Annotated in this window: 16 protein-coding genes and 1 riboswitch; of the genes, 4 read left to right on the top strand and 12 right to left on the bottom strand. The window is 70.2% G+C overall.

All coding sequences use genetic code 11. The annotated features are described in order from the left end of the window. Positions 1–137: 137 nt before the first annotated feature. Positions 138–500, bottom strand: a complete 363-nt coding sequence (locus tag ABZT03_RS38940; RefSeq protein WP_356048230.1) for a hypothetical protein — start codon at positions 498–500, stop codon at positions 138–140. A 204-nt stretch (positions 501–704) separates the two neighbouring features. Next, positions 705–1,562 carry a thioesterase family protein gene (locus ABZT03_RS38935; RefSeq protein WP_356048229.1) on the bottom strand — a complete coding sequence of 286 codons (858 nt, stop codon included), beginning with the start codon at positions 1,560–1,562 and terminating at the stop codon, positions 705–707. A 124-nt stretch (positions 1,563–1,686) separates the two neighbouring features. On the opposite strand from ABZT03_RS38935, the gene ABZT03_RS38930 reads away from it, so the two are divergent. After that, entirely contained in the window at positions 1,687–2,916 is a 1,230-nt protein-coding gene (locus ABZT03_RS38930) for an alpha/beta hydrolase-fold protein (RefSeq protein WP_356048227.1), read from the top strand. Here the strand turns inward: ABZT03_RS38930 and ABZT03_RS38925 are convergent. From ABZT03_RS38925 to ABZT03_RS38880, 10 genes are all read right to left on the bottom strand, one after another. Then, positions 2,825–3,481 (bottom strand): trimeric intracellular cation channel family protein, encoded by a 657-nt coding sequence (locus ABZT03_RS38925; protein ID WP_356048225.1) that lies wholly within the window; start codon positions 3,479–3,481, stop codon positions 2,825–2,827. The genes ABZT03_RS38930 and ABZT03_RS38925 overlap by 92 nt on opposite strands. A gap of 47 nt (positions 3,482–3,528) precedes the next feature. Next, on the bottom strand, positions 3,529–4,920 hold the full coding sequence (locus ABZT03_RS38920; RefSeq protein ID WP_356048223.1) for a M1 family metallopeptidase: 1,392 nt from the start codon (positions 4,918–4,920) through the stop codon (positions 3,529–3,531). Between the two features lie 109 nt (positions 4,921–5,029). Next, a complete protein-coding gene (locus tag ABZT03_RS38915; RefSeq protein WP_356048222.1) occupies positions 5,030–6,511 on the bottom strand; it encodes a dipeptide ABC transporter ATP-binding protein in 1,482 nt (493 codons plus the stop codon). Beyond that, positions 6,508–7,611 (bottom strand): ABC transporter ATP-binding protein, encoded by a 1,104-nt coding sequence (locus ABZT03_RS38910; RefSeq protein ID WP_356048221.1) that lies wholly within the window; start codon positions 7,609–7,611, stop codon positions 6,508–6,510. The genes ABZT03_RS38915 and ABZT03_RS38910 overlap by 4 nt, the downstream gene beginning before the upstream one ends. Next, positions 7,608–8,615, bottom strand: coding sequence for an ABC transporter permease (locus ABZT03_RS38905; protein ID WP_356048219.1), 1,008 nt, complete (start codon positions 8,613–8,615; stop codon positions 7,608–7,610). The genes ABZT03_RS38910 and ABZT03_RS38905 overlap by 4 nt, the downstream gene beginning before the upstream one ends. 69 nt (positions 8,616–8,684) lie before the next feature. Beyond that, complete coding sequence (locus tag ABZT03_RS38900; RefSeq protein WP_356048217.1) at positions 8,685–10,451, bottom strand: ABC transporter substrate-binding protein; 1,767 nt, start codon at positions 10,449–10,451, stop codon at positions 8,685–8,687. Between the two features lie 37 nt (positions 10,452–10,488). Beyond that, the gene (locus tag ABZT03_RS38895; protein WP_356048215.1) at positions 10,489–11,487 is read right to left on the bottom strand and encodes an ABC transporter permease; all 999 of its coding nucleotides are present in this window, start codon (positions 11,485–11,487) and stop codon (positions 10,489–10,491) included. A 396-nt stretch (positions 11,488–11,883) separates the two neighbouring features. Beyond that, positions 11,884–12,675, bottom strand: a complete 792-nt coding sequence (locus ABZT03_RS38890; RefSeq protein WP_356048214.1) for an enhanced serine sensitivity protein SseB C-terminal domain-containing protein — start codon at positions 12,673–12,675, stop codon at positions 11,884–11,886. A gap of 281 nt (positions 12,676–12,956) precedes the next feature. Beyond that, on the bottom strand, positions 12,957–13,748 hold the full coding sequence (locus tag ABZT03_RS38885) for an enhanced serine sensitivity protein SseB (protein ID WP_356048212.1): 792 nt from the start codon (positions 13,746–13,748) through the stop codon (positions 12,957–12,959). Positions 13,749–13,818: 70 nt separating this feature from the next. Beyond that, positions 13,819–14,487, bottom strand: a complete 669-nt coding sequence (locus ABZT03_RS38880; RefSeq protein ID WP_356048210.1) for an AAA family ATPase — start codon at positions 14,485–14,487, stop codon at positions 13,819–13,821. 178 nt (positions 14,488–14,665) lie between these two features. Then, a riboswitch (glycine riboswitch) is annotated at positions 14,666–14,764 on the top strand. A gap of 150 nt (positions 14,765–14,914) precedes the next feature. On the opposite strand from ABZT03_RS38880, the gene gcvT reads away from it, so the two are divergent. The 3 genes from gcvT (at position 14,915) to glyA (ending at position 17,884) form a co-directional block, all read left to right on the top strand. Then, positions 14,915–16,033 (top strand): glycine cleavage system aminomethyltransferase GcvT, encoded by a 1,119-nt coding sequence (gene gcvT / locus ABZT03_RS38875; RefSeq protein ID WP_356048208.1) that lies wholly within the window; start codon positions 14,915–14,917, stop codon positions 16,031–16,033. 169 nt (positions 16,034–16,202) lie between these two features. After that, positions 16,203–16,580 (top strand): glycine cleavage system protein GcvH, encoded by a 378-nt coding sequence (gcvH, locus tag ABZT03_RS38870; protein WP_356048207.1) that lies wholly within the window; start codon positions 16,203–16,205, stop codon positions 16,578–16,580. A gap of 14 nt (positions 16,581–16,594) precedes the next feature. Continuing rightward, positions 16,595–17,884, top strand: coding sequence for a serine hydroxymethyltransferase (glyA, locus tag ABZT03_RS38865; protein ID WP_356048206.1), 1,290 nt, complete (start codon positions 16,595–16,597; stop codon positions 17,882–17,884). The last annotated feature ends 95 nt before the right edge of the window (positions 17,885–17,979 follow it).

The raw sequence follows: 17,979 nt of genomic DNA, 5'->3' as shown, positions 1-17,979 counted from the left end.
CCCCCCCCCCCCCCCCCCCGCCCCGGCCCCCCCCCCGCCCCCCCCTTCCTTGGGTGCGCCTCCCCCGGGCCGCCCGCAACCCCGGGGCGGGCCCCCCGGCGGTGGGGTGCGCCGCCGTCCGCGTACGGGATCCGGAGTCAGCCCTGCCGGGCCTGGCCCCCGCCGCCCGGCCCGCCACCGCAGCCACCGCCCTGACCGCCACCGGGGCTGCCCTGGCCGCCCCCGGGACCACCGCTCGGCATGCCCGACGGCGTCCCGGTCGGGATCCCGGTCGGCGCCCCCGACGCGGCTCCCGACGGGGCTCCCGACGGGGCTCCGGAGGGTGCCCCGCCGGGCCGCCCCGAGGGGTTGCCGCTCGGCATGCCGGAGGGTGCCTGGCAGCCCTGCTGTCCCGAGGTGCCGCTGGTCGAGGACGACGAGTCGCCAGCGCCGCAGGCCGTCAGCAGGAGCGGGGACAGGGCCAGCAGGGCGACGGCGGGGGCGAGGCGTGCGCGCTTCATGAGAGGCAACTCCACATCGGATGGGGGGACCGTGAGGAGGGCACTCAACCAAGTGCGCTTAGGCCTGACTTGGGACCGCCCTGTGGGCCGTCTGTGCGTCGGGCAAAGGGCGCCCCAACGCACCCCGCCGACCTGCGGAACAGCCGTTTCCCCGCCCCGGCCGACTGGTACGGCTCCGTGACACGGGGCGCCGCCGGCGCGTGCTCAGCCGAGCCGGACGCGCGCCAGTTGCCGGGACTGCGCCACCAGCCGGTCCGTGCTGTCCCAGACCTCGGCGTCCTCCTCCAGGAAGCCGCCGGCGAGGTTGCGGGTGCCGATCGACACCCGCAGCGGGCCGGGGGCGGGCCGGCAGCGGACGTGGACGGTCAGCTCGACCGTGGGCACCCAGCCGGTCAGGCCGAGTTCGAAGGCCGTCGGGGGCAGCGCGTCGACCGCGAGGAGCAGCGAGAGCGGATCGGCGTCACGGCCGTCGGCGAGCCCGAACCAGGCCCGCATCTCCCCCTTGCCGGACGGTGAACCGAGCGCCCAGCCGAGCGTGGACGGGTCGAGCTTGAGCATCAGCCGCTCGGTGATGGCCGAGCTGCCCTCGACCGGGGCGGGTCCGTCCTCCGGGCCGAAGCACTGCTCCATGGGCGGGATCGCCGGCGGCAGGGCCGTCGTCCGGACGTCCTCGGGGAGCGCGTCCAGGTCGCCGTAGGAGGCGAGGACACGGATGCGTTCGACCTCGCGGCCCTGGTCGTCGTACTGGAAGAGGGATGCCTGTCCGGTCGACAGGGTCCGCCCGGTGCGGACGAGGTCGGTGCGGACGACGGCCGGTCCGGGCTGGGACGCGGTCAGGTAGTGCGCCGAGATCGTGAACGGGTCCGAGTGCGGCAGGGCGTGTGCCAGCGCGCGGCCCAGGACGGCCAGCAGGTAACCGCCGTTGACGGCGCTGATGATCGTCCAGCCGGCCGAGAGGTCGGTGTCGTAGACGCCGGGTTCGCGTGGGGTGACGGCGGTGTCCCGGTCGAACTCGCTGTCGCCGATCGTGGCCCGGGTGATCGCGGAGGCTGCTTCTGGCATGCCTGAACGCTACAACAACAAAATACTAAGCGGTAGCTTTGCTTGGGTGAGACGAGGACAATATCTTGGTAAGTGTCCCTACTCGTCCGTAAACCCGGAGCCCCGCCCGCCCCTCTGTAGGGACATGAGCCTCACCGGGACTTCGTTCCTCTACACCCTCGTGGCGCTGGCCGTCCTCGCCCTGCTGCTGCCCTTCGCCCTGTGGTCACGACTGCGGGGGCCCAGGGCCCTGCGCACCGCCGCCCGGGCGCTGATGCTGCTCTTCGCCCAGGGCACCGCGGTCGCCCTGGTGTTCGTGCTGGTCAACAACCAGAACAGCCTCTACGACAACTGGGCGGACCTGCTCGGCACGGGCAACCACGTCCAGCGGGCCGTGAACCTGGGCCCCGACGGCACCAGCGGCATCGCGCTGACCCGGCTGCCCAGAGTGACCCAGCGGTTCTCCGCGGCCGGCGGTCCCGGCATGCGGGCCGCCGGCGGAGTGCGGGTCACCCAGCTCCGGGGCCGGGTGTCCGGGGTGAACGCCGAGGTCTACGTGTGGCTGCCGCCGCAGTACGGCGAGCCCGCCTACCGCCACCACAGATTCCCGGTGGTGGAGCTGCTGTCGGGCTACCCCGGGTCGGCGAAGGCGTGGTTCGGGTCGCTGCGGGCGCACGAGCAGTTGCTGCCGCTGATGCGCGACGGGCGGGTCGCGCCGTTCATCCTGGTCGCGCCGCGCACCAACCTGCTGGCCGGCGTGGACACCGGCTGCGCGAACGTCCCGGCCACGGTGAACGCGGACAGCTGGCTCAGCGTCGACGTGCCCCGGATGGTCACGGACAACTTCCGGACCCAGGCGGCGCCGGCGGGCTGGGCGGTGGCCGGGTACTCGGCGGGCGGGCACTGCGCCGCGAAGCTGGCCGTGGCCCACCCCGACCGCTACCGGGCCGCGGTGAGCATGTCCGGCTACAACGACCCGATCGGCGAACGCGCCTCGCTGGCCGCGCAGAACCTCCACCTCCGCGACGCGAACAACCCCTACCTGCTGATGCGCCGGGCGGCCGTGCCGCCCCAGGTCGCCCTGTACGTCTCCGGTCAGCCGCACGACGGCTACGAGGCCGGTGTGGCGCTCGAACAGGCCGCGAAGGCGCCGACGACGGTGCACGTCGTGTACATCCCGAAGAGCGCGGGCGGCCACACCATGGCGCTGTGGCGGCCGCAGGTGGTCCCGGCCTTCCGCTGGCTGACCGAGGAGATGGGCGAGCGCCCCGCCCCGCGCGGGGCTACTCCTCGCGCACCGTCGACCGTCGGTTCCACGCGCGCGGCGCTCGCCAGTGGAAACGCATCGCGAGCAGCCGCAGGACGAAAGCGGTGACGACCGCGAATCCGCTGGTGAAGGGGGTGAGGACGTCGTAGCGGATGCACAGCGCGACGAGGGTGGCGCCGACGATCGCCGGGACGGCGTACAGGTCGCGGTCCCAGCGCAGCAGCGAGGGCACCTCGTTGGCGAGGACGTCCCGCAGCACGCCGCCGCCCACCGCGGTGGCCAGGCCCAGGGCGGCGGAGGCGGTGAGGCCGAGCCCGTAGTCGTACGCCTTCACCGTCCCGGCGACGCAGAACAGCCCGAGGCCGGCCGCGTCGAACACGTTGACCGCCGCCTGGGTGCGCTCCACCTGCGGGTGCAGGAAGAAGACGAGGAGGGCGGCGAGCAGCGGGGTGGTGAAGTAGCCGAGGTCGGTGAAGGCGGCGGGCGGGACGGCCCCGATGACCAGGTCCCGGAACAGCCCTCCGCCCAGCGCGGTGACCTCGGCGAGGACGGCGATGCCGAACACGTCGAAGTTCTTGCGGACGGCCAGCAGCGCGCCGGAGATGGCGAACACGAAGATGCCGACGAGGTCGAGCGTGTGCTGGACGGAGGGACTGAACAGTTGCTGGAGCACCCCTACATTCTTACCCGAAAACGGGTGTGGACCTTGCGATGCAAGGGCTAGAGGGCGGGTTTCCCTGTCGTGAACAGCCATGTCTGGAAGAGATCGTCCAGTTGCTGCCCGGACACCTTCTCCGCGAGCCGGATGAAGTCGCCGGTGTCCGCGTTGCCGTGGCGGTGCAGCTTCGTCCAGGCGGGCAGGAGCCTGAAGAAGGCGCGGTCGCCGATGCGCTCGCGCAGCGCCTGGAGGGTCATCGCGCCGCGCTGGTAGACCGCGGAGGCGAACATCGTGTCCCGCTGCGGGTCACCGACGGTGATCTGCCAGAAGGCGCTGTCGGCGGGGCGGGAGTTGTACCCGGCGAGGAAGGAGTCGTGCGCCGAGCGGGTGCCCTTGTGCTCGGCCCACAGCCACTGGGCGTAGGTGGCGAAGCCCTCGTTGAGCCAGATGTCCTTCCAGCGCGCGACCGACACGGAGTCGCCGAACCACTGGTGGGCCAGCTCGTGCACGATCGTCGTCTCGTTGCGCACCGCGGAGTAGGCAGGCTTCGACTGCACCTCCAGCGAGAACCCGGCCTGCGGCATGTCGTCGACGATCGCGCCGGTCTCCTCGAAGGGATAGGGCCCGAAGACCTGCGACCAGTAGTCGGTGGCCTCGGCCGTCACGGCGTACACGTCGACGCTGTTGCTGTTCGCGAGCACCGGGTCGATGGCCACGTAGATCGGGGTCCCGCCGGGCGTGGTGCCGCTCTTCACGTCGAACCGGCCGATGGTCGCCGTCGCCAGGTAGGTCGCCATCGGCTTCGTTTCGCGCCAGTGGGTGTACGTCGAGGAGCCCTTGTCGTACGTCGAGACGAGCCGGCCGTTGGAGACGGCGGTCAGGCCCTTGGGCGCCCTGACGCGTATGTCGTAGGTGGCCTTGTCGGAGGGGTGGTCGCTGGAGGGGAACCAGGTGGAGGCGGCGTTGGGTTCACAGGCGACGAAGACGCCGTCGTCGGTCTTCATCCAGCCGTAGTCGGAACCGAACACGATGGGACCGCTGAGCGGTTCGGGGACGCCGCCGTAGGTGACGGTGACCGTGAAGGTCCGGCCCTTGCGGAGCGCGTCGCGCGGGGTGATGCGGATCTCGTCGCCTGCGCGGGTGAACTGCGCCCGTCTGCCGTTCACCTCGACCCCCGTGACCGTCAGTCGCTGGAGGTCGAGGTCGAAGGAGGACAGGGACCGGGTGGCGCGGGCCGTGAGGGTCGTACGGCCGTCCAGCCGGTCGGTGTCCGGGTTGTAGGCCACGTCCAGCGCGTAGTGGCGGGCGTCGAAGCCGCCGTTGCCGAGCTGCGGGAAGTAGGGGTCGCCGATGCCGTCGGCCCCGGGGGTGGGTGCGGAGGAGGCGGCGATGACGAAGAAAGAGGCCGTCGCGGTGGCGAGGGCCCCTAAGCGTGCCGAACGGGAGAGTTTCACGAGTCGTCCCTTCGAGCGTGTACGTGTTGATCGGGTCGATCAGACGGACACGGCCGACTCTGCGCTCTCCCGTTCGGGCATGTGCATGACTTTGCCAACTTGTCATGCGCTACTTGTCGGTTGACTCCTGGTCGGTTGCCGCCGGGGACTTCGGGTCCACGGCTTCCGGCTCCTTGGAGAGGGCGGTCGCGGCGCCCTCGGAAGCGGTCGCCTCGGGAGCGGTGGCCTTGGGAGCAGTCACCTCCGCAGCCGTCACCTCGGGAGCCGTGGCCTCGGGAGCCGTCACCTCCGCAGCCGTCACCTCGGGAGCAGTCACCTCCGCAGCCGTCACCTCGGGAGCAGTGGCCTCGGGGACGACCGTCTCGGACACAGCCGCTTCGGAGACAGCCGCCTCGGGGGCCGCCTTCTCCACGGAGGACACCGCCCCGACCTCGGCCGCCAGCGCCGCCGACGTCTCCGCCGACTCCTCCAGCACCGCGTCCGGCACCAGCTCCGCCGCCTCCTTGGCCGCGGACAGCAGGATCGTCTCCTGCGGCACCTGGTCCTCGAAGTTCTCCGGGTGGTGGCAGGCGACCCGCTGACCCGGCCTCAGCTCCAGCAGCGGCGGCTCGGTGGTCTTGCAGACCTGCGTCGCCTTCCAGCACCGGGTGTGGAAACGGCAGCCGCTCGGCGGCGAGATCGGCGAGGGCACGTCACCCTTGAGCAGGATGCGCTCGCTCTTGGCACCCCGGCGCCGCGGGTCGGGCACCGGCACGGCCGACATCAGGGCCTTGGTGTACGGGTGCATCGGCGACTCGTACAGCGCGGTGCGCTCGGCGAGTTCGACGATCTTGCCGAGGTACATCACCGCGATGCGGTCCGAGACGTGCCGGACCACCGAGAGGTCGTGCGCGATGATCACGTACGTCAGGCCGAGCTCGGACTGGAGGTCGTCCATCAGGTTGACGACCTGCGCCTGGATGGACACGTCGAGCGCCGAGACGGGCTCGTCCGCCACCACGAGCTTCGGCTTCAGGGCGAGCGCCCGGGCGATGCCGATGCGCTGGCGCTGACCGCCGGAGAACTCGTGCGGGTAGCGGTTGTAGTGCTCGGGGCTCAGGCCCACCAGCTCCAGGAGCCGCTGGACCTCCTTCTTCACACCGCCCTCGGGCTCGACGCCCTGGAGCCGGAACGGCGTCGAGACGATGCCGCCGATGGTGTGCCGCGGGTTCAGCGAACCGTACGGGTCCTGGAAGATCATCTGGATGTCCCGCCGCAGCGGACGCATCCCGGCAGGCTTCAGCCGCGTGATGTCCTGGCCCTCGAAGTGGATGCTTCCACCGGTCGGGTCCTGGAGCCGGGTGATGACCCGGCCCATGGTCGACTTGCCACAGCCCGACTCGCCGACCACGCCCAGGGTCTCGCCCCTGCGCACCTCGAAGTCGATGCCGTCGACCGCCTTGACCGCACCGACCTGGCGCTGGAGCACACCCTTGCGGATCGGGAAGTGCTTCTGCAGGCCCTCGACCTTGAGCAGTACCTCGCGCTCGTCGGGAGCCGACGCCTGGTGCGGGATCGAGGGCGCCTCGTGCGTCTTCTTCGTGTCACTCACAGCTTCGGCGCAATCTCTTCGGTCCAGATCCGCGTACGGTCCTCCGGCGAGAGGTGGCAGGCGGACCAGTGCCCGCCGTCGACCTGCTGGAGTTCCGGGCGCACGGTACGGGTGACATCGCCCTTGGGGATGTCCGCGTACGGGCAGCGGGGGTGGAAGGCGCAGCCCGACGGAACGTTGATGAGGCTCGGCGGCTGGCCCTTGACCGGGATGAGCCGGTCGGAGGTGTCCCGGTCGATGCGGGGCATCGAGCCGAGCAGACCCCAGGTGTACGGGTGCTCCGGCTTCTCGAAGATCTCGTGGACCGGGCCGCGCTCCACGCACCGGCCGCCGTACATCACCAGGACGTCGTCGGCGATCTCGGCGACGACACCCAGGTCGTGGGTGATGAGGACGACCGCGGAGCCGAACTCCTTCTGCAGGTCGCGGATGAGGTCGAGGATCTGCGCCTGGACGGTCACGTCCAGGGCGGTCGTCGGCTCGTCCGCGATGAGCAGTTCGGGGTTGTTGACGAGCGCCATGGCGATCATCGCGCGCTGGCGCATACCGCCGGAGAACTCGTGCGGGTAACCGTCCACGCGCTTGGCCGGCTCGGGGATGCCGACCCGGTCGAGCATCTCGATCGCCCGGGTGCGGGCGACCTTCTTGCTGACGTCGTTGTGGACGCGGTACGCCTCCACGATCTGGTTGCCGATCGTGTAGTACGGGTGCATCGCGGACAGCGGGTCCTGGAAGATCATCGCCATCTCACGGCCGCGGAGCCTGCGCACCTCGTCCGGGTCGGCGTTGACCAGTTCCTTGCCGTCGAGCCAGATCTCCCCGGACATCCGCACGTTCTTGCCGCGGGCGCCGAGCCGGTGCAGGCCCATGATCGCCAGCGAGGTGACGGACTTCCCCGAGCCCGACTCGCCCACGATGCTGAGGGTCTTGCCCTTCTCCACCTGGAAGCTGAGCCCGTCGACGGACTTGACGATGCCGTCGTCGGTGGGGAAGTGCACCTTGAGGTCACGGACCTCGAGGAAGGCGGTGGGTGCGGCCGAGGGCGAGCCGACGGGCTCCCCGACGGCGGCGCCGTTCACAGAAGGGGTCACTTCGGTCACGAGAGCCTCACCCGCGGGTCGGCGGCGGCGTACAGCAGGTCCACCAGGAGATTTGCGATCACGACGAAGAACGCTGCGAGCAGGGTGACGCCGAGGATCGGGGGCAGGTCGTTGTCCTCGATGGACTTCACCGCGTACTCGCCGATGCCGTGCAGGGAGAACACGGTCTCGGTGATCAGCGCGCCGCCGAGCAGCAGACCGAGGTCCATGCCGAAGACGGTGATGATCGGGGTCAGCGCGGCCCTCAGGCCGTGCCGGGCCACGACCCTGCGTTCCCGCAGGCCCTTGGCGCGGGCCGTGCGGATGAAGTCCTCGTTCATCGTCTCCAGCATGCCCGAGCGGGTGAGCCGCGCGTAGATGGCGGAGTACAGAAGCGCGAGCGAACACCACGCCGGGAACAGCGTGTTGGCCCACTGCGCGGGGTTCTCGGTGAACGGGACGTAGGTGCGGCCGAAGATCGGCCACTGGTAGGTGAAGAGCAGCAGCGCCAGGTTGCCCGTGAAGAACATGGGCAGCGAGACACCGGCGAGAGCGACCCCCATGAAGGACCGGTCGAAGAACGAGCGGGGCTTGAGCGCCGAGACGACACCGACCGCCACACCGGACACCAGCCACAGCACGGCGGCACCGCTGGCCAGCGAGATCGTCACCGGAAGACGGGACGTCAGCTGCGGCCAGACCTCGACGTGGGTCTTGAAGGAGTAGCCGAAGCACGGCGCGCTGCAGTGTGCCGTGGTGGGGCCCAGGTTGTAGGTGGCGCCGGACACGATCCCCTTGATGAAGTGCCAGTACTGGACATAAAGGGGCTGGTCCAGACCGAGGTTCTGCTTGACCGCGGCGATGTCTGCCTTCGACGGGCTCTTGCCGATGTACTGCTGGGCCAGCTGGTCGGCGGACTGGCCGGCGAGCCGTGGCAGCAGGAAGAAAATGGCGAAGGTGACCGCGGAGACGACCAGCAGCAGGATCACCGCTGCGATCGTCCGACGGAGGATGTACGAGATCACGGGGATCGGCGCTGGTGCCCGCGGGCCTCACGGCCCGCGGGCACCAATGCCTTCACCTGCCTTCCGGGGCTACTTCTTGGTCGAGCCGATGTTGAGGTAGTCGTACTGACCGCTGAAGGCCGCCGTCGACACCAGGTTGGTGTAGGTGGTGGGGCGGTACAGCAGGACCTTGAAGTAGGTCAGCGGGACGAGCACGGCGTCGTCCATGGTCTTCTTGTCGATCTGGGTGTAGAGGCTGTCGCGCTCGGCCTTGTCCTGCGTGCCGATCGCCTTCTCCAGCAGCGCGTTGACGTCCTTGTTGTCGTACTGCGACAGGTTGGTGTTGCCGGACTGGCTGATGGCCTTGCCGTTGAGGATCTGCTGCTGGAAGCCGTAGCCGGACGGCCAGTCGGCACCCCACTGCATCATGATGAGGCCGATGTTCTGCTTCTCGGTGAACTTCGGCACACCCGCGTAGTCGGTGAAGTACTTGCCCGACGGGTACTGCTTCAGGCTGGCGTTGATGCCGACCTTCTTCAGCGAGTTGATGATCGCGGTGGCCGCGTCGATCTCCTGCGGGCGGTCGCTGCGCGCGGTGAGGTTCGTGCTGATCGTCGACTTGCCGCAGGCCTTGAGCTGCTCCTTGGCCTTGGCCGCGTCGCCCTTGTTGCCGGCGGAGGCGTAGACGTCCGACTTCGCGTAGCCCGGGATGTCGGGCGGCAGGACGGTGGAGGCCACGTCACCGCGGATCGGGCCACCCTCGGCGGTCTGCACCGAGACCTTGTCGATCGCGTACTGCACGGCCTTGCGGCAGGCGACGTTGTCGAACGGCTTCACCTTGGTGTTGATCGCCATGTAGACGAGACGGCCACCGTAGGTGTTGTCCGTGTTGGCCTTCTTCGAGGCGTCGTTGATGACCTTCGCCTGCGTCGCGGCCTGGACACCCGTGCCGCCGAGGTCTATCGCGTCACCGGCCTGGACGTCCTGGTCGATGGTCTCCGCGTTGACCTTCAGGTTGACGACGATCCTGTCCGGGTACTGCTTGCGCAGCGGGTCGGTGCTCGCGTCCCAGTTCTTGTTGCGGACGAGGACGGCCTGCTTGCCCTCGTCGTAGCTCTGGAACTGGTACGAGCCCGAGGACACGATGCTCTTGACGTAGTCGATGCCCTTGTCCTTCGCCTCGGGCACCGGGGCCGTCTGAGGCGTCGCGACCAGGTAGTCGAACTCCTGGAACGCCGTCTTCAGGTGGAAGACGATCGTGTTGTCGTCCGGCGTCTCGATGGACGACAGACCCTTCTTGTCCTTGTAGGGACCCTTGTACTTGTCGCCGCCGTCCAGGAACTGCTGGAAGTAGTTCGGGCCGAGGGAGAGCACGTCACGCGCGAAGTTGGAGCGCTCGACCGCGTACTTGACGTCCTTGGACGTGATCGCCGTGCCGTCCTGGTACTTCAGGCCGGTACGCAGCTTGTACGTCCAGGTCTTGCCGCCGTCCGTCGGCACACCCGCGCTCGCGGCGAGGTCCGGGACCAGCTCGTTGCCCTTCTCGCCCGCGGCGGGCTTGAAGGTCATCAGCGGGCGGGCGTACAGCCGGCTCAGGTTGTACATGTACGCGTAGTACGTGTTGCCCGGGTCGAAGGAGTCCGGCACGTCCGAGTACTCGTACGTGACCGTGCCCCCCTTCTTGGTCGAGGCGTTGACGACGTCCTTGGTCGCGGCGTTGGCCCCAGCCGACTTGCTTCCGTCGTTGTCATTCGTGTCATCGGCCTTGCTGCAGCCTGCAATGAGCAGGCTCGCTCCGCCGATGGCCGCAACTGCGGCCAGCGCTGACCTTCGCATGATGGTCTGCTTCCCCTCCATTGGTGAAAACTTGATGGACTCTCGCTGTAGCCGCTGGTCAGCGGCTTCGCGGGTCGAGAGCGTCGCGGAGACCGTCGCCGAGCAGGTTGAACGCCAGCACGGTCACGAAGATGGCGAGGCCGGGCACGATCATGTACTGCGGATCGACCTGGTAGAAGTCGACGGCCTGGTTGAGCATGCCGCCCCACGACGCCTGCGGGGGCTGGATGCCGACGCCGAGGAAGCTCAGGCTGGCCTCGAAGAGGATGTTGGTCGGGATGAGCAGCGTCGAGTAGACGATGATCGGGCCGACCAGGTTCGGGAGGAGCTCCCGGAACAGGATGTACGGGCCCTTGGCCCCCATGCCGCGGGAGGCGTCCACGAACTCCCGCTCGCGCAGGGCCAGCGTCTGGCCGCGGACGATGCGGCCCAGGTAGGGCCAGTTGAAGAAGCCGATGACGAAGATCAGCACGCTGATGTGCAGCGGCAGGCCCTCCAGGCCGAAGGCGCCGCCCTGCAGCGTGGCCGAGATGGCGATGGCGAACAGCAGCAGCGGGAAGGCGAGGAAGGTGTCCATCAGCCGGCTGATGACGGTGTCGACCCGGCCGCCGTAGTAGCCGGCGACGACGCCGAGGACCGCGCCGATCGTGTTGGACAGGATCGTCGCGCCGAAGGCGACGACCAGGGAGACCCAGGAACCCTCGAGGATGCGGGTGGCGATGTCGCGGCCGAACTTCGGCTCCACACCAAGCGGGTGGTCCCAACTCATGCCACCCCAGGCGCCCTTGGGCAGCGAGGTGTTGGGGTCGATCAGGTCCTGGTGGAAGGCGTTGGGGTCCAGACCGAACAGCGCCTGGATGGGCCGGGAGAGCACCGCGACCAGGATCAGCAGGACGACGATGACACCGCCGGCGACGGCGATGCGGTCCCTCTTGAAGCGGGACCAGGCGATCTGTCCAAGGGAACGGCCCTCGATCTGCCCCTTCCCGGCGCCGATGAGCACAGCCTCCGGCTGCGCCTCGGCTGCCGCCCCGGTGGTCTCGATCGGTGCGGTCACAGTGACCTGACCCCTCTCGCCGGTGGTGACCGGCCCCATTTACCGCCGCTGTCGGCGGCTCGATCTGCTGGTACTGGTGCGTGGCGGCCGCGGTGGGTACAGCCACCGCCACACTGATCCCTCGCTGGTGTCGCTCAGAGGATCGACGGCCTCGCGCCTGAGATGCGAGTCTTCAACGGCTTCACGATCACGTGCCAGCCCTGATGGAGAAAGTATGCGCAACCGTGATGCTATCTGGGGGATTCCGTTATGCGGACAGTGGGTAACGGGGGCCGGACATGTGCCAGTTGGGGCAACTGGGACAGAAGGGTACGTTCCACCCTCATCTACGCGCGGAGAACTGTGTGTGAGGCTCCGGTCACCGAACTCCGGACGCGACGCCCGTCCGATTCCGGATCAGTATCCGCCCTGGGCCGGCGGATAGCCGTAGCCGGCCGCCTGGGCCGGAGCCGCGTGCGCCTCCCGGTCGTAGAACGGCCGGGCGCTGGCCCGCATCCACATCGCGACCGGGTCGTACTCGTCGGACATGGCCACCGTCGACACCGGCAGTCCGTCCGGGACGGCGCCGATGGACTGCTGCATCATCGCCCGCACCGAGTCCACCGCGGGCGGACTGGTGTCGTACACGTCCAGACCGATGGCCAGATACGGCGCCCCCAGCGCGGGCTGCACCCAGGCGCGCCGCAACGCGCGGACGGCCGGGGTGCGGTGGGCGTTCTGTGCGAGCAGGGCGTAGAACTGCGGGATCTCGATGCCCGGTTCGGACAGCCTGAGCGGTCCGGCGGGCTGGCGCTCCAGGCCGGTCGTGATCCGCCGCAGGTCCAGCCAGGGGATGCCGAGCCCGCCGCCGGGGGCGTGCGGGTTCAGCCAGAGTCCGTAGTGGTCGGGGTAGAGGGTGCGGGCCACGTCCAGGGCGTCGACGACTTCATACGACCGGTTCCAGCCGCTGGCCGAGAGCTCCTGGGCGGAGGTGACGCAGGGGGCGTAGCCGTGGCCGTCGACCTCCATGTTCCCGTACTGGGCGTCGGGCGACCCGGCCTGGCCATGCCACAGGAGCATCCAGACCTGGCCGGAGGAAGGGGTCGCGAGGGCGCGGAGCAGCGCCTCGTAGGCGTCGTAACGCCCGGGCGTCACTTGGCGCAGCATGTGCTCGACCTGCCCGGCCGCGGCGGTGCCGCTCGCGCTCACCTGTTACCGCCCCTTCGGAAGACTCCGGATATCAAACCAGCTTAGGCGGCCCGGCCGACAGCGACCGCCCTGGAGCACACGGTTCATCGCCCTCCCGTGGCCGCGGACGCCCGGCCCGAAGGCTAGTGCCGTGACCGGAAGGGTTTGCCGGGAAGTTCGCGGCGTCCGGTGCGGTGCATCGCGAGGCGGAGCATCGCCCGCGTACTGGATGTACTCGGGTGATGCGACAACGCGGCGAAGTGCCGGGCGTCGCGAGCCGGTGAACCTCTCCGGTCACGGCACTAGGGACCGTACTGGTAGAAGGGGCGGACCTGTCCGCGCAGCCACTCGGCGACCGGGTCCTGGGTCACGTCCATCAGCACCAGGTTCACCGGCCAGGGCACCGGGACCCGCGCCAGGGCGCGGCCCAGCGCCTCGGTCGGCGCGGTGCTCAAGTCGCCCTCCCACTGGGAGAGTTCGACGCCGACGAACATCACCGGGTCGGCCGTCTCGATGGCGGCGAGGCAGCGGCGGGCGGTGCGGACGACGCCGGTGGCGGCGAACTCCCCCGACGCGGCGGCCAGGAAGTCCACCGGGTCGTCCTGCCAGTCGGGTTCGAAGAGCCGGACCCGGCCGCCACTAGCCGGGCCGTCCAGCGGGGTCCGTCCCACCCGGCACAGTTCGGCCACCGCCGACGGCGGAAGCGGCACGCCGACCATGCCGTCCGGGTTGACCGCGATGCCCACCTGCGGCGGCAGACCGCGCGCGAACTCCACGGCGGGCGCGATGGCGTACGCCAGGTGCGAGCCGGTGACCAGCCGGAACTGCTCCTCGGAGCTGAAGACCGGCACGTACGTCTGGCCCTCGATCTCCAGTGTGGGCAGGTCGAGGGGGCCGCTGCGGGGACCACCGCCGGCGGGCAGCGGCACCCAGACGAAGCTGCGGCCGAGCACCTCGATGATCCGCCCCCCGGCGGCGGGCATGCCGAGGGCGGCGGAGAGCACCTCCTCCAGCTCGTTGCCGGGCCATCCGCCGTGCGGATGGGGGTGCGCCTGCGCCGGGAAGTTCGCGGGAAAGTCCGCCGGGAAGTCCATCTGTGTCTGACCGCCTGCCGAGAACCACGGGTATGGCTGGAAAGGCTATCGGGTGGCGCCCCTCGCCGGGTCAGCCGGTGAAACCGATCCGGCCGAGCACGTCCACCGCGTCGCGGTCCAGCAGGACCGCCGAACCGCAGCCGTCGGGCAGGTCGCCCCGCTCCGCCGAGCGCAGCAGCCGGCCGGCCGCCGTGCGGTGGCGCAGGAAGGCGTAGCGGGAGACGCCCCGGCCGCGGTCGCGCTGGCCGGCCAGCGCGGTGTCGGGTGCGACGTCGAGCAGCAGCAGGTGCAGGGTGCCGCCCCGGCGGCGGGCCGCGCGCGCCAGCCAGTCGCGCACCCACGCCTGCGTGCCGCAGTCGTGCACGACGACGCCCTCGCCGGTGCGCAGGGCGCGGCGCAGCCCCGCGTAGTGGGCCAGCCGCACGAGCGGCCGGTAGACGGCGTACGGCAGCAGGCGCGGCGCCCGGGCGTCCCAGCGGTCGCGGGTGTCCTGGGAGTCGACGCGCAGGCCGCGCACGGTGCGCCGCATGAGCGTGGACTTGCCGCTGCCGGGCAGCCCGGTGATCACGACGAGGTCGCGGGGCCCGAAGAGGAGGGCGTGCGGACTGTGGCCGCCGCGTTCGCGCAGGTCGCGCAGGACGGGTGCCGGGCGTGCCCCGCACGCCTCGCGGGCCGGGGCCGAAGGCTGCTCGGGCAGCGCGACGGCCGAGGTCGCGGCGTACGCAGTGGTCCTCTTCACCGTGACAGTCCTCCCCTTGGGGTGGGCACGAGTACCCTCCCCGCCAAGTGTAAAGAGAAGGCAATGCGCGGTGTCTCGCGTTTTCGTGCGCTTCCTGCCACAAGCCGGTTACAGAGGTGGCCTGCCACGTTCGGGCGAGCCGTGCAATGATGGCCGCGCCAACTGCATACCGGCCGCTTGAATCCGCGCGGGAGAGTCCTCGGCAGCACGTCGCCGGGGCGCCGAAGGAGCAAGTCCCTCCCTTGAATCTCTCAGGCCCCGTTACCGCGCGGGCGAGGCACATCTGAAAAGCGGGCCGCTGCGACAGTGGCTCCACCCAAGGTGCAACCCATGACGCCCGTTCCGCGGGTCATGGCGAACCTCTCAGGTTCCGATGACAGATGGGGAGGAACGACCTCGCCGTCATGCCCTGGGAGACGACCGACCGATGAGCAGTACCGCACCCCGTCACACCGCGCTCGACGCCCTGCACCGTTCGCTGGGCGCGACGATGACCGACTTCGCCGGCTGGGACATGCCGCTGCGCTACGGCTCCGAGCGCGACGAGCACAACGCCGTACGCACCCGGGCTGGTCTCTTCGACCTCTCGCACATGGGTGAGATCACCGTCACCGGCCCGCAGGCCGTCGCCCTGCTGGACTTCGCCCTGGTCGGCAACATGGGCACGATCGGCGTGGGCCGCGCCCGCTACACCATGATCTGCCGGCCGGACGGCGGCATCCTCGACGACCTGATCGTGTACCGGCTCCAGGAGTCGCGGTACATGGTCGTCGCCAACGCCTCCAACGCCCAGGTGGTGCTGGACGCGCTGGTGGAGCGGGCCGCGGGCTTCGACGCCGAGGTGCGCGACGACCGCGACGGCTACGCGCTGCTCGCCGTGCAGGGCCCCGAGTCCCCCGGCATCCTGAAGTCGCTCACCGACGCCGACCTGGACGGCCTGAAGTACTACGCGGGCCTGCCCGGCACCGTCGCAGGTGTCCCCGCGCTGATCGCGCGCACCGGGTACACCGGTGAGGACGGCTTCGAGCTGTTCGTGAAGCCGGAGCACGCCGTCGAGCTGTGGCAGGCGCTGACCAAGGCCGGCGAGAGCGCCGGTCTGGTGCCCTGCGGCCTGTCCTGCCGGGACACGCTGCGCCTGGAGGCCGGCATGCCGCTGTACGGGCACGAGCTGTCGACCTCGCTCACCCCCTTCGACGCCGGGCTCGGCCGCGTGGTCAAGTTCGAGAAGGAGGGCGACTTCGTGGGGCGTGAGGCGCTGCGCGAGGCCGCCGACCGCTCGGCCGGAACCCCGCCGCGCGTCCTGGTCGGCCTGGTCGCCGAGGGCCGCCGTGTCCCGCGCGCCGGGTTCCCCGTGGTCGCCGGCGGCGAGGTGATCGGCGAGGTCACCTCCGGCGCCCCCTCCCCCACGCTCGGCCGGCCGATCGCGATGGCCTACGTCGACGCGGCGCACGCCCGCCCGGGTTCGCCCGGCGTCGGCGTGGACATCCGGGGCACCCACGAGCCCTACGAGGTCGTGGCTCTGCCGTTCTACAAGCGGCAGAAGTGACACTGTCGTCCTCGGCACGGCCGTCACCGTCCCGGCCGTGACCGTCGCGGCCGCCATCCGCACGGCCGCCGTCGTCCGCACGTGATGTCGGGCACATCGTGCCTGCCCACGCGCGTTCACACCCCCTCCCATTCACCAGCACTCCCCCGCGTACAGGAGAATTCAGGCCATGAGCAACCCCCAGCAGCTGCGGTACAGCAAGGAGCACGAGTGGCTGTCGGCCGCCGCGGACGGCGTCGCGACGGTCGGCATCACCGAGCACGCGGCCAACGCGCTCGGCGACGTGGTCTTCGTCCAGCTTCCGGACGCCGGTGCCACCGTGACCGCGGGCGAGACCATCGGTGAGCTGGAGTCGACCAAGTCGGTCAGCGACCTGTACTCCCCGGTCTCCGGCGAGGTCACCGAGGTCAACGAGGACGTCGTCAACGACCCGTCGCTGGTGAACTCCGCCCCCTTCGAGGGCGGGTGGCTGTTCAAGGTACGCGTGACGGACGAGCCGGCCGACCTGCTCTCCGCCGACGAGTACACCGCCTTTTCCGCCGGCTGAGGAGTCGTAGCCCCATGTCCGATCACACGTCGCACCTGAACACGCCCCTGCACGAGCTCGACCCGGAGATCGCCGCCGCGGTCGACGCCGAGCTGCGGCGCCAGCAGTCCACGCTCGAGATGATCGCCTCGGAGAACTTCGCCCCGGTGGCGGTCATGGAGGCGCAGGGCTCGGTCCTCACCAACAAGTACGCCGAGGGCTACCCGGGACGCCGCTACTACGGCGGCTGCGAGCACGTCGACGTCGCCGAGCAGATCGCGATCGACCGGGTCAAGGAGCTGTTCGGCGCCGAGTACGCCAACGTGCAGCCGCACTCGGGCGCCTCCGCCAACCAGGCCGCCCTGTTCGCGCTGGCCCAGCCCGGCGACACCATCCTCGGCCTGGACCTGGCGCACGGCGGCCACCTGACCCACGGGATGCGGCTGAACTTCTCCGGCAAGCAGTTCAACGTGGTCGCCTACCACGTGGAGGGCTCCGGCCTGGTCGACATGGCCGAGGTCGAGCAGCTCGCCAAGGAGCACCGGCCGAAGGTGATCATCGCCGGCTGGTCGGCGTACCCCCGGCAGCTGGACTTCGCGGAGTTCCGCCGGATCGCTGACGAGGTCGGCGCCTACCTGTGGGTCGACATGGCGCACTTCGCGGGCCTGGTCGCGGCCGGTCTCCACCCGAACCCGGTGGAGTACGCGGACGTGGTCACCTCCACCACCCACAAGACCCTGGGCGGTCCGCGCGGCGGCATCATCCTGGCGAAGCAGGACTTCGCCAAGAAGCTCAACTCGTCGGTCTTCCCGGGCTTCCAGGGCGGTCCCCTGGAGCACGTGATCGCGGCGAAGGCGGTGTCCTTCAAGGTCGCGGCGAGCGAGGAGTTCAAGGAGCGCCAGCGGCGTACGGTGGAGGGCGCGCGGCTGCTGGCCGAGCGCCTGACGGCTCCGGACGCCCGCGCCGCGGGCGTGAACGTGCTATCCGGCGGCACCGACGTGCACCTGATCCTGGTCGACCTGCGCGAGTCCGAGCTGGACGGCCGGCAGGCCGAGGACCGCCTCCACGAGGTCGGCATCACGGTCAACCGCAACGCCGTCCCGAACGACCCACGGCCGCCGATGGTCACCTCCGGTCTGCGCATCGGCACGCCGGCCCTCGCCACCCGCGGCTTCACGGCCGAGGACTTCGCGGAGGTCGCGGACGTGATCGCGGAGACGCTCAAGGCGCCCGCCTCCTTCGGGGAGACCGAGGTCACGGCCCTCCGGGCCAGGGTCACGGCCCTGGCCGAGAAGCACCCGCTGTACCCGACCCTGGGCAGCTAATGCCGTGACCGGAAAGGTTCACCGGCTCGCGACGCCCGGCACGGCACTTCGCCGCGTTGTCGCATCACCCGAGTACATCCAGTACGCGGGCGATG

The organism is Streptomyces sp. NPDC005574 (assembly GCF_040605435.1).
Lineage (GTDB): Bacteria > Actinomycetota > Actinomycetes > Streptomycetales > Streptomycetaceae > Streptomyces.
The sequence above is the reverse complement of the archived record's forward strand: the minus strand, read 5'-3'. Positions and strand labels throughout refer to the sequence as shown.

Coding starts and splice junctions, on each gene's coding strand:
- ABZT03_RS38940 (WP_356048230.1), bottom strand. CDS start 500: ATGAAGCGCGCACGCCTCGCCCCCGCCGTCGCCCTGCTGGCCCTGTCC.
- ABZT03_RS38935 (WP_356048229.1), bottom strand. CDS start 1,562: ATGCCAGAAGCAGCCTCCGCGATCACCCGGGCCACGATCGGCGACAGC.
- ABZT03_RS38930 (WP_356048227.1), top strand. CDS start 1,687: ATGAGCCTCACCGGGACTTCGTTCCTCTACACCCTCGTGGCGCTGGCC.
- ABZT03_RS38900 (WP_356048217.1), bottom strand. CDS start 10,451: ATGGAGGGGAAGCAGACCATCATGCGAAGGTCAGCGCTGGCCGCAGTT.
- ABZT03_RS38885 (WP_356048212.1), bottom strand. CDS start 13,748: ATGGACTTCCCGGCGGACTTTCCCGCGAACTTCCCGGCGCAGGCGCAC.
- gcvT (WP_356048208.1), top strand. CDS start 14,915: ATGAGCAGTACCGCACCCCGTCACACCGCGCTCGACGCCCTGCACCGT.
- gcvH (WP_356048207.1), top strand. CDS start 16,203: ATGAGCAACCCCCAGCAGCTGCGGTACAGCAAGGAGCACGAGTGGCTG.
- glyA (WP_356048206.1), top strand. CDS start 16,595: ATGTCCGATCACACGTCGCACCTGAACACGCCCCTGCACGAGCTCGAC.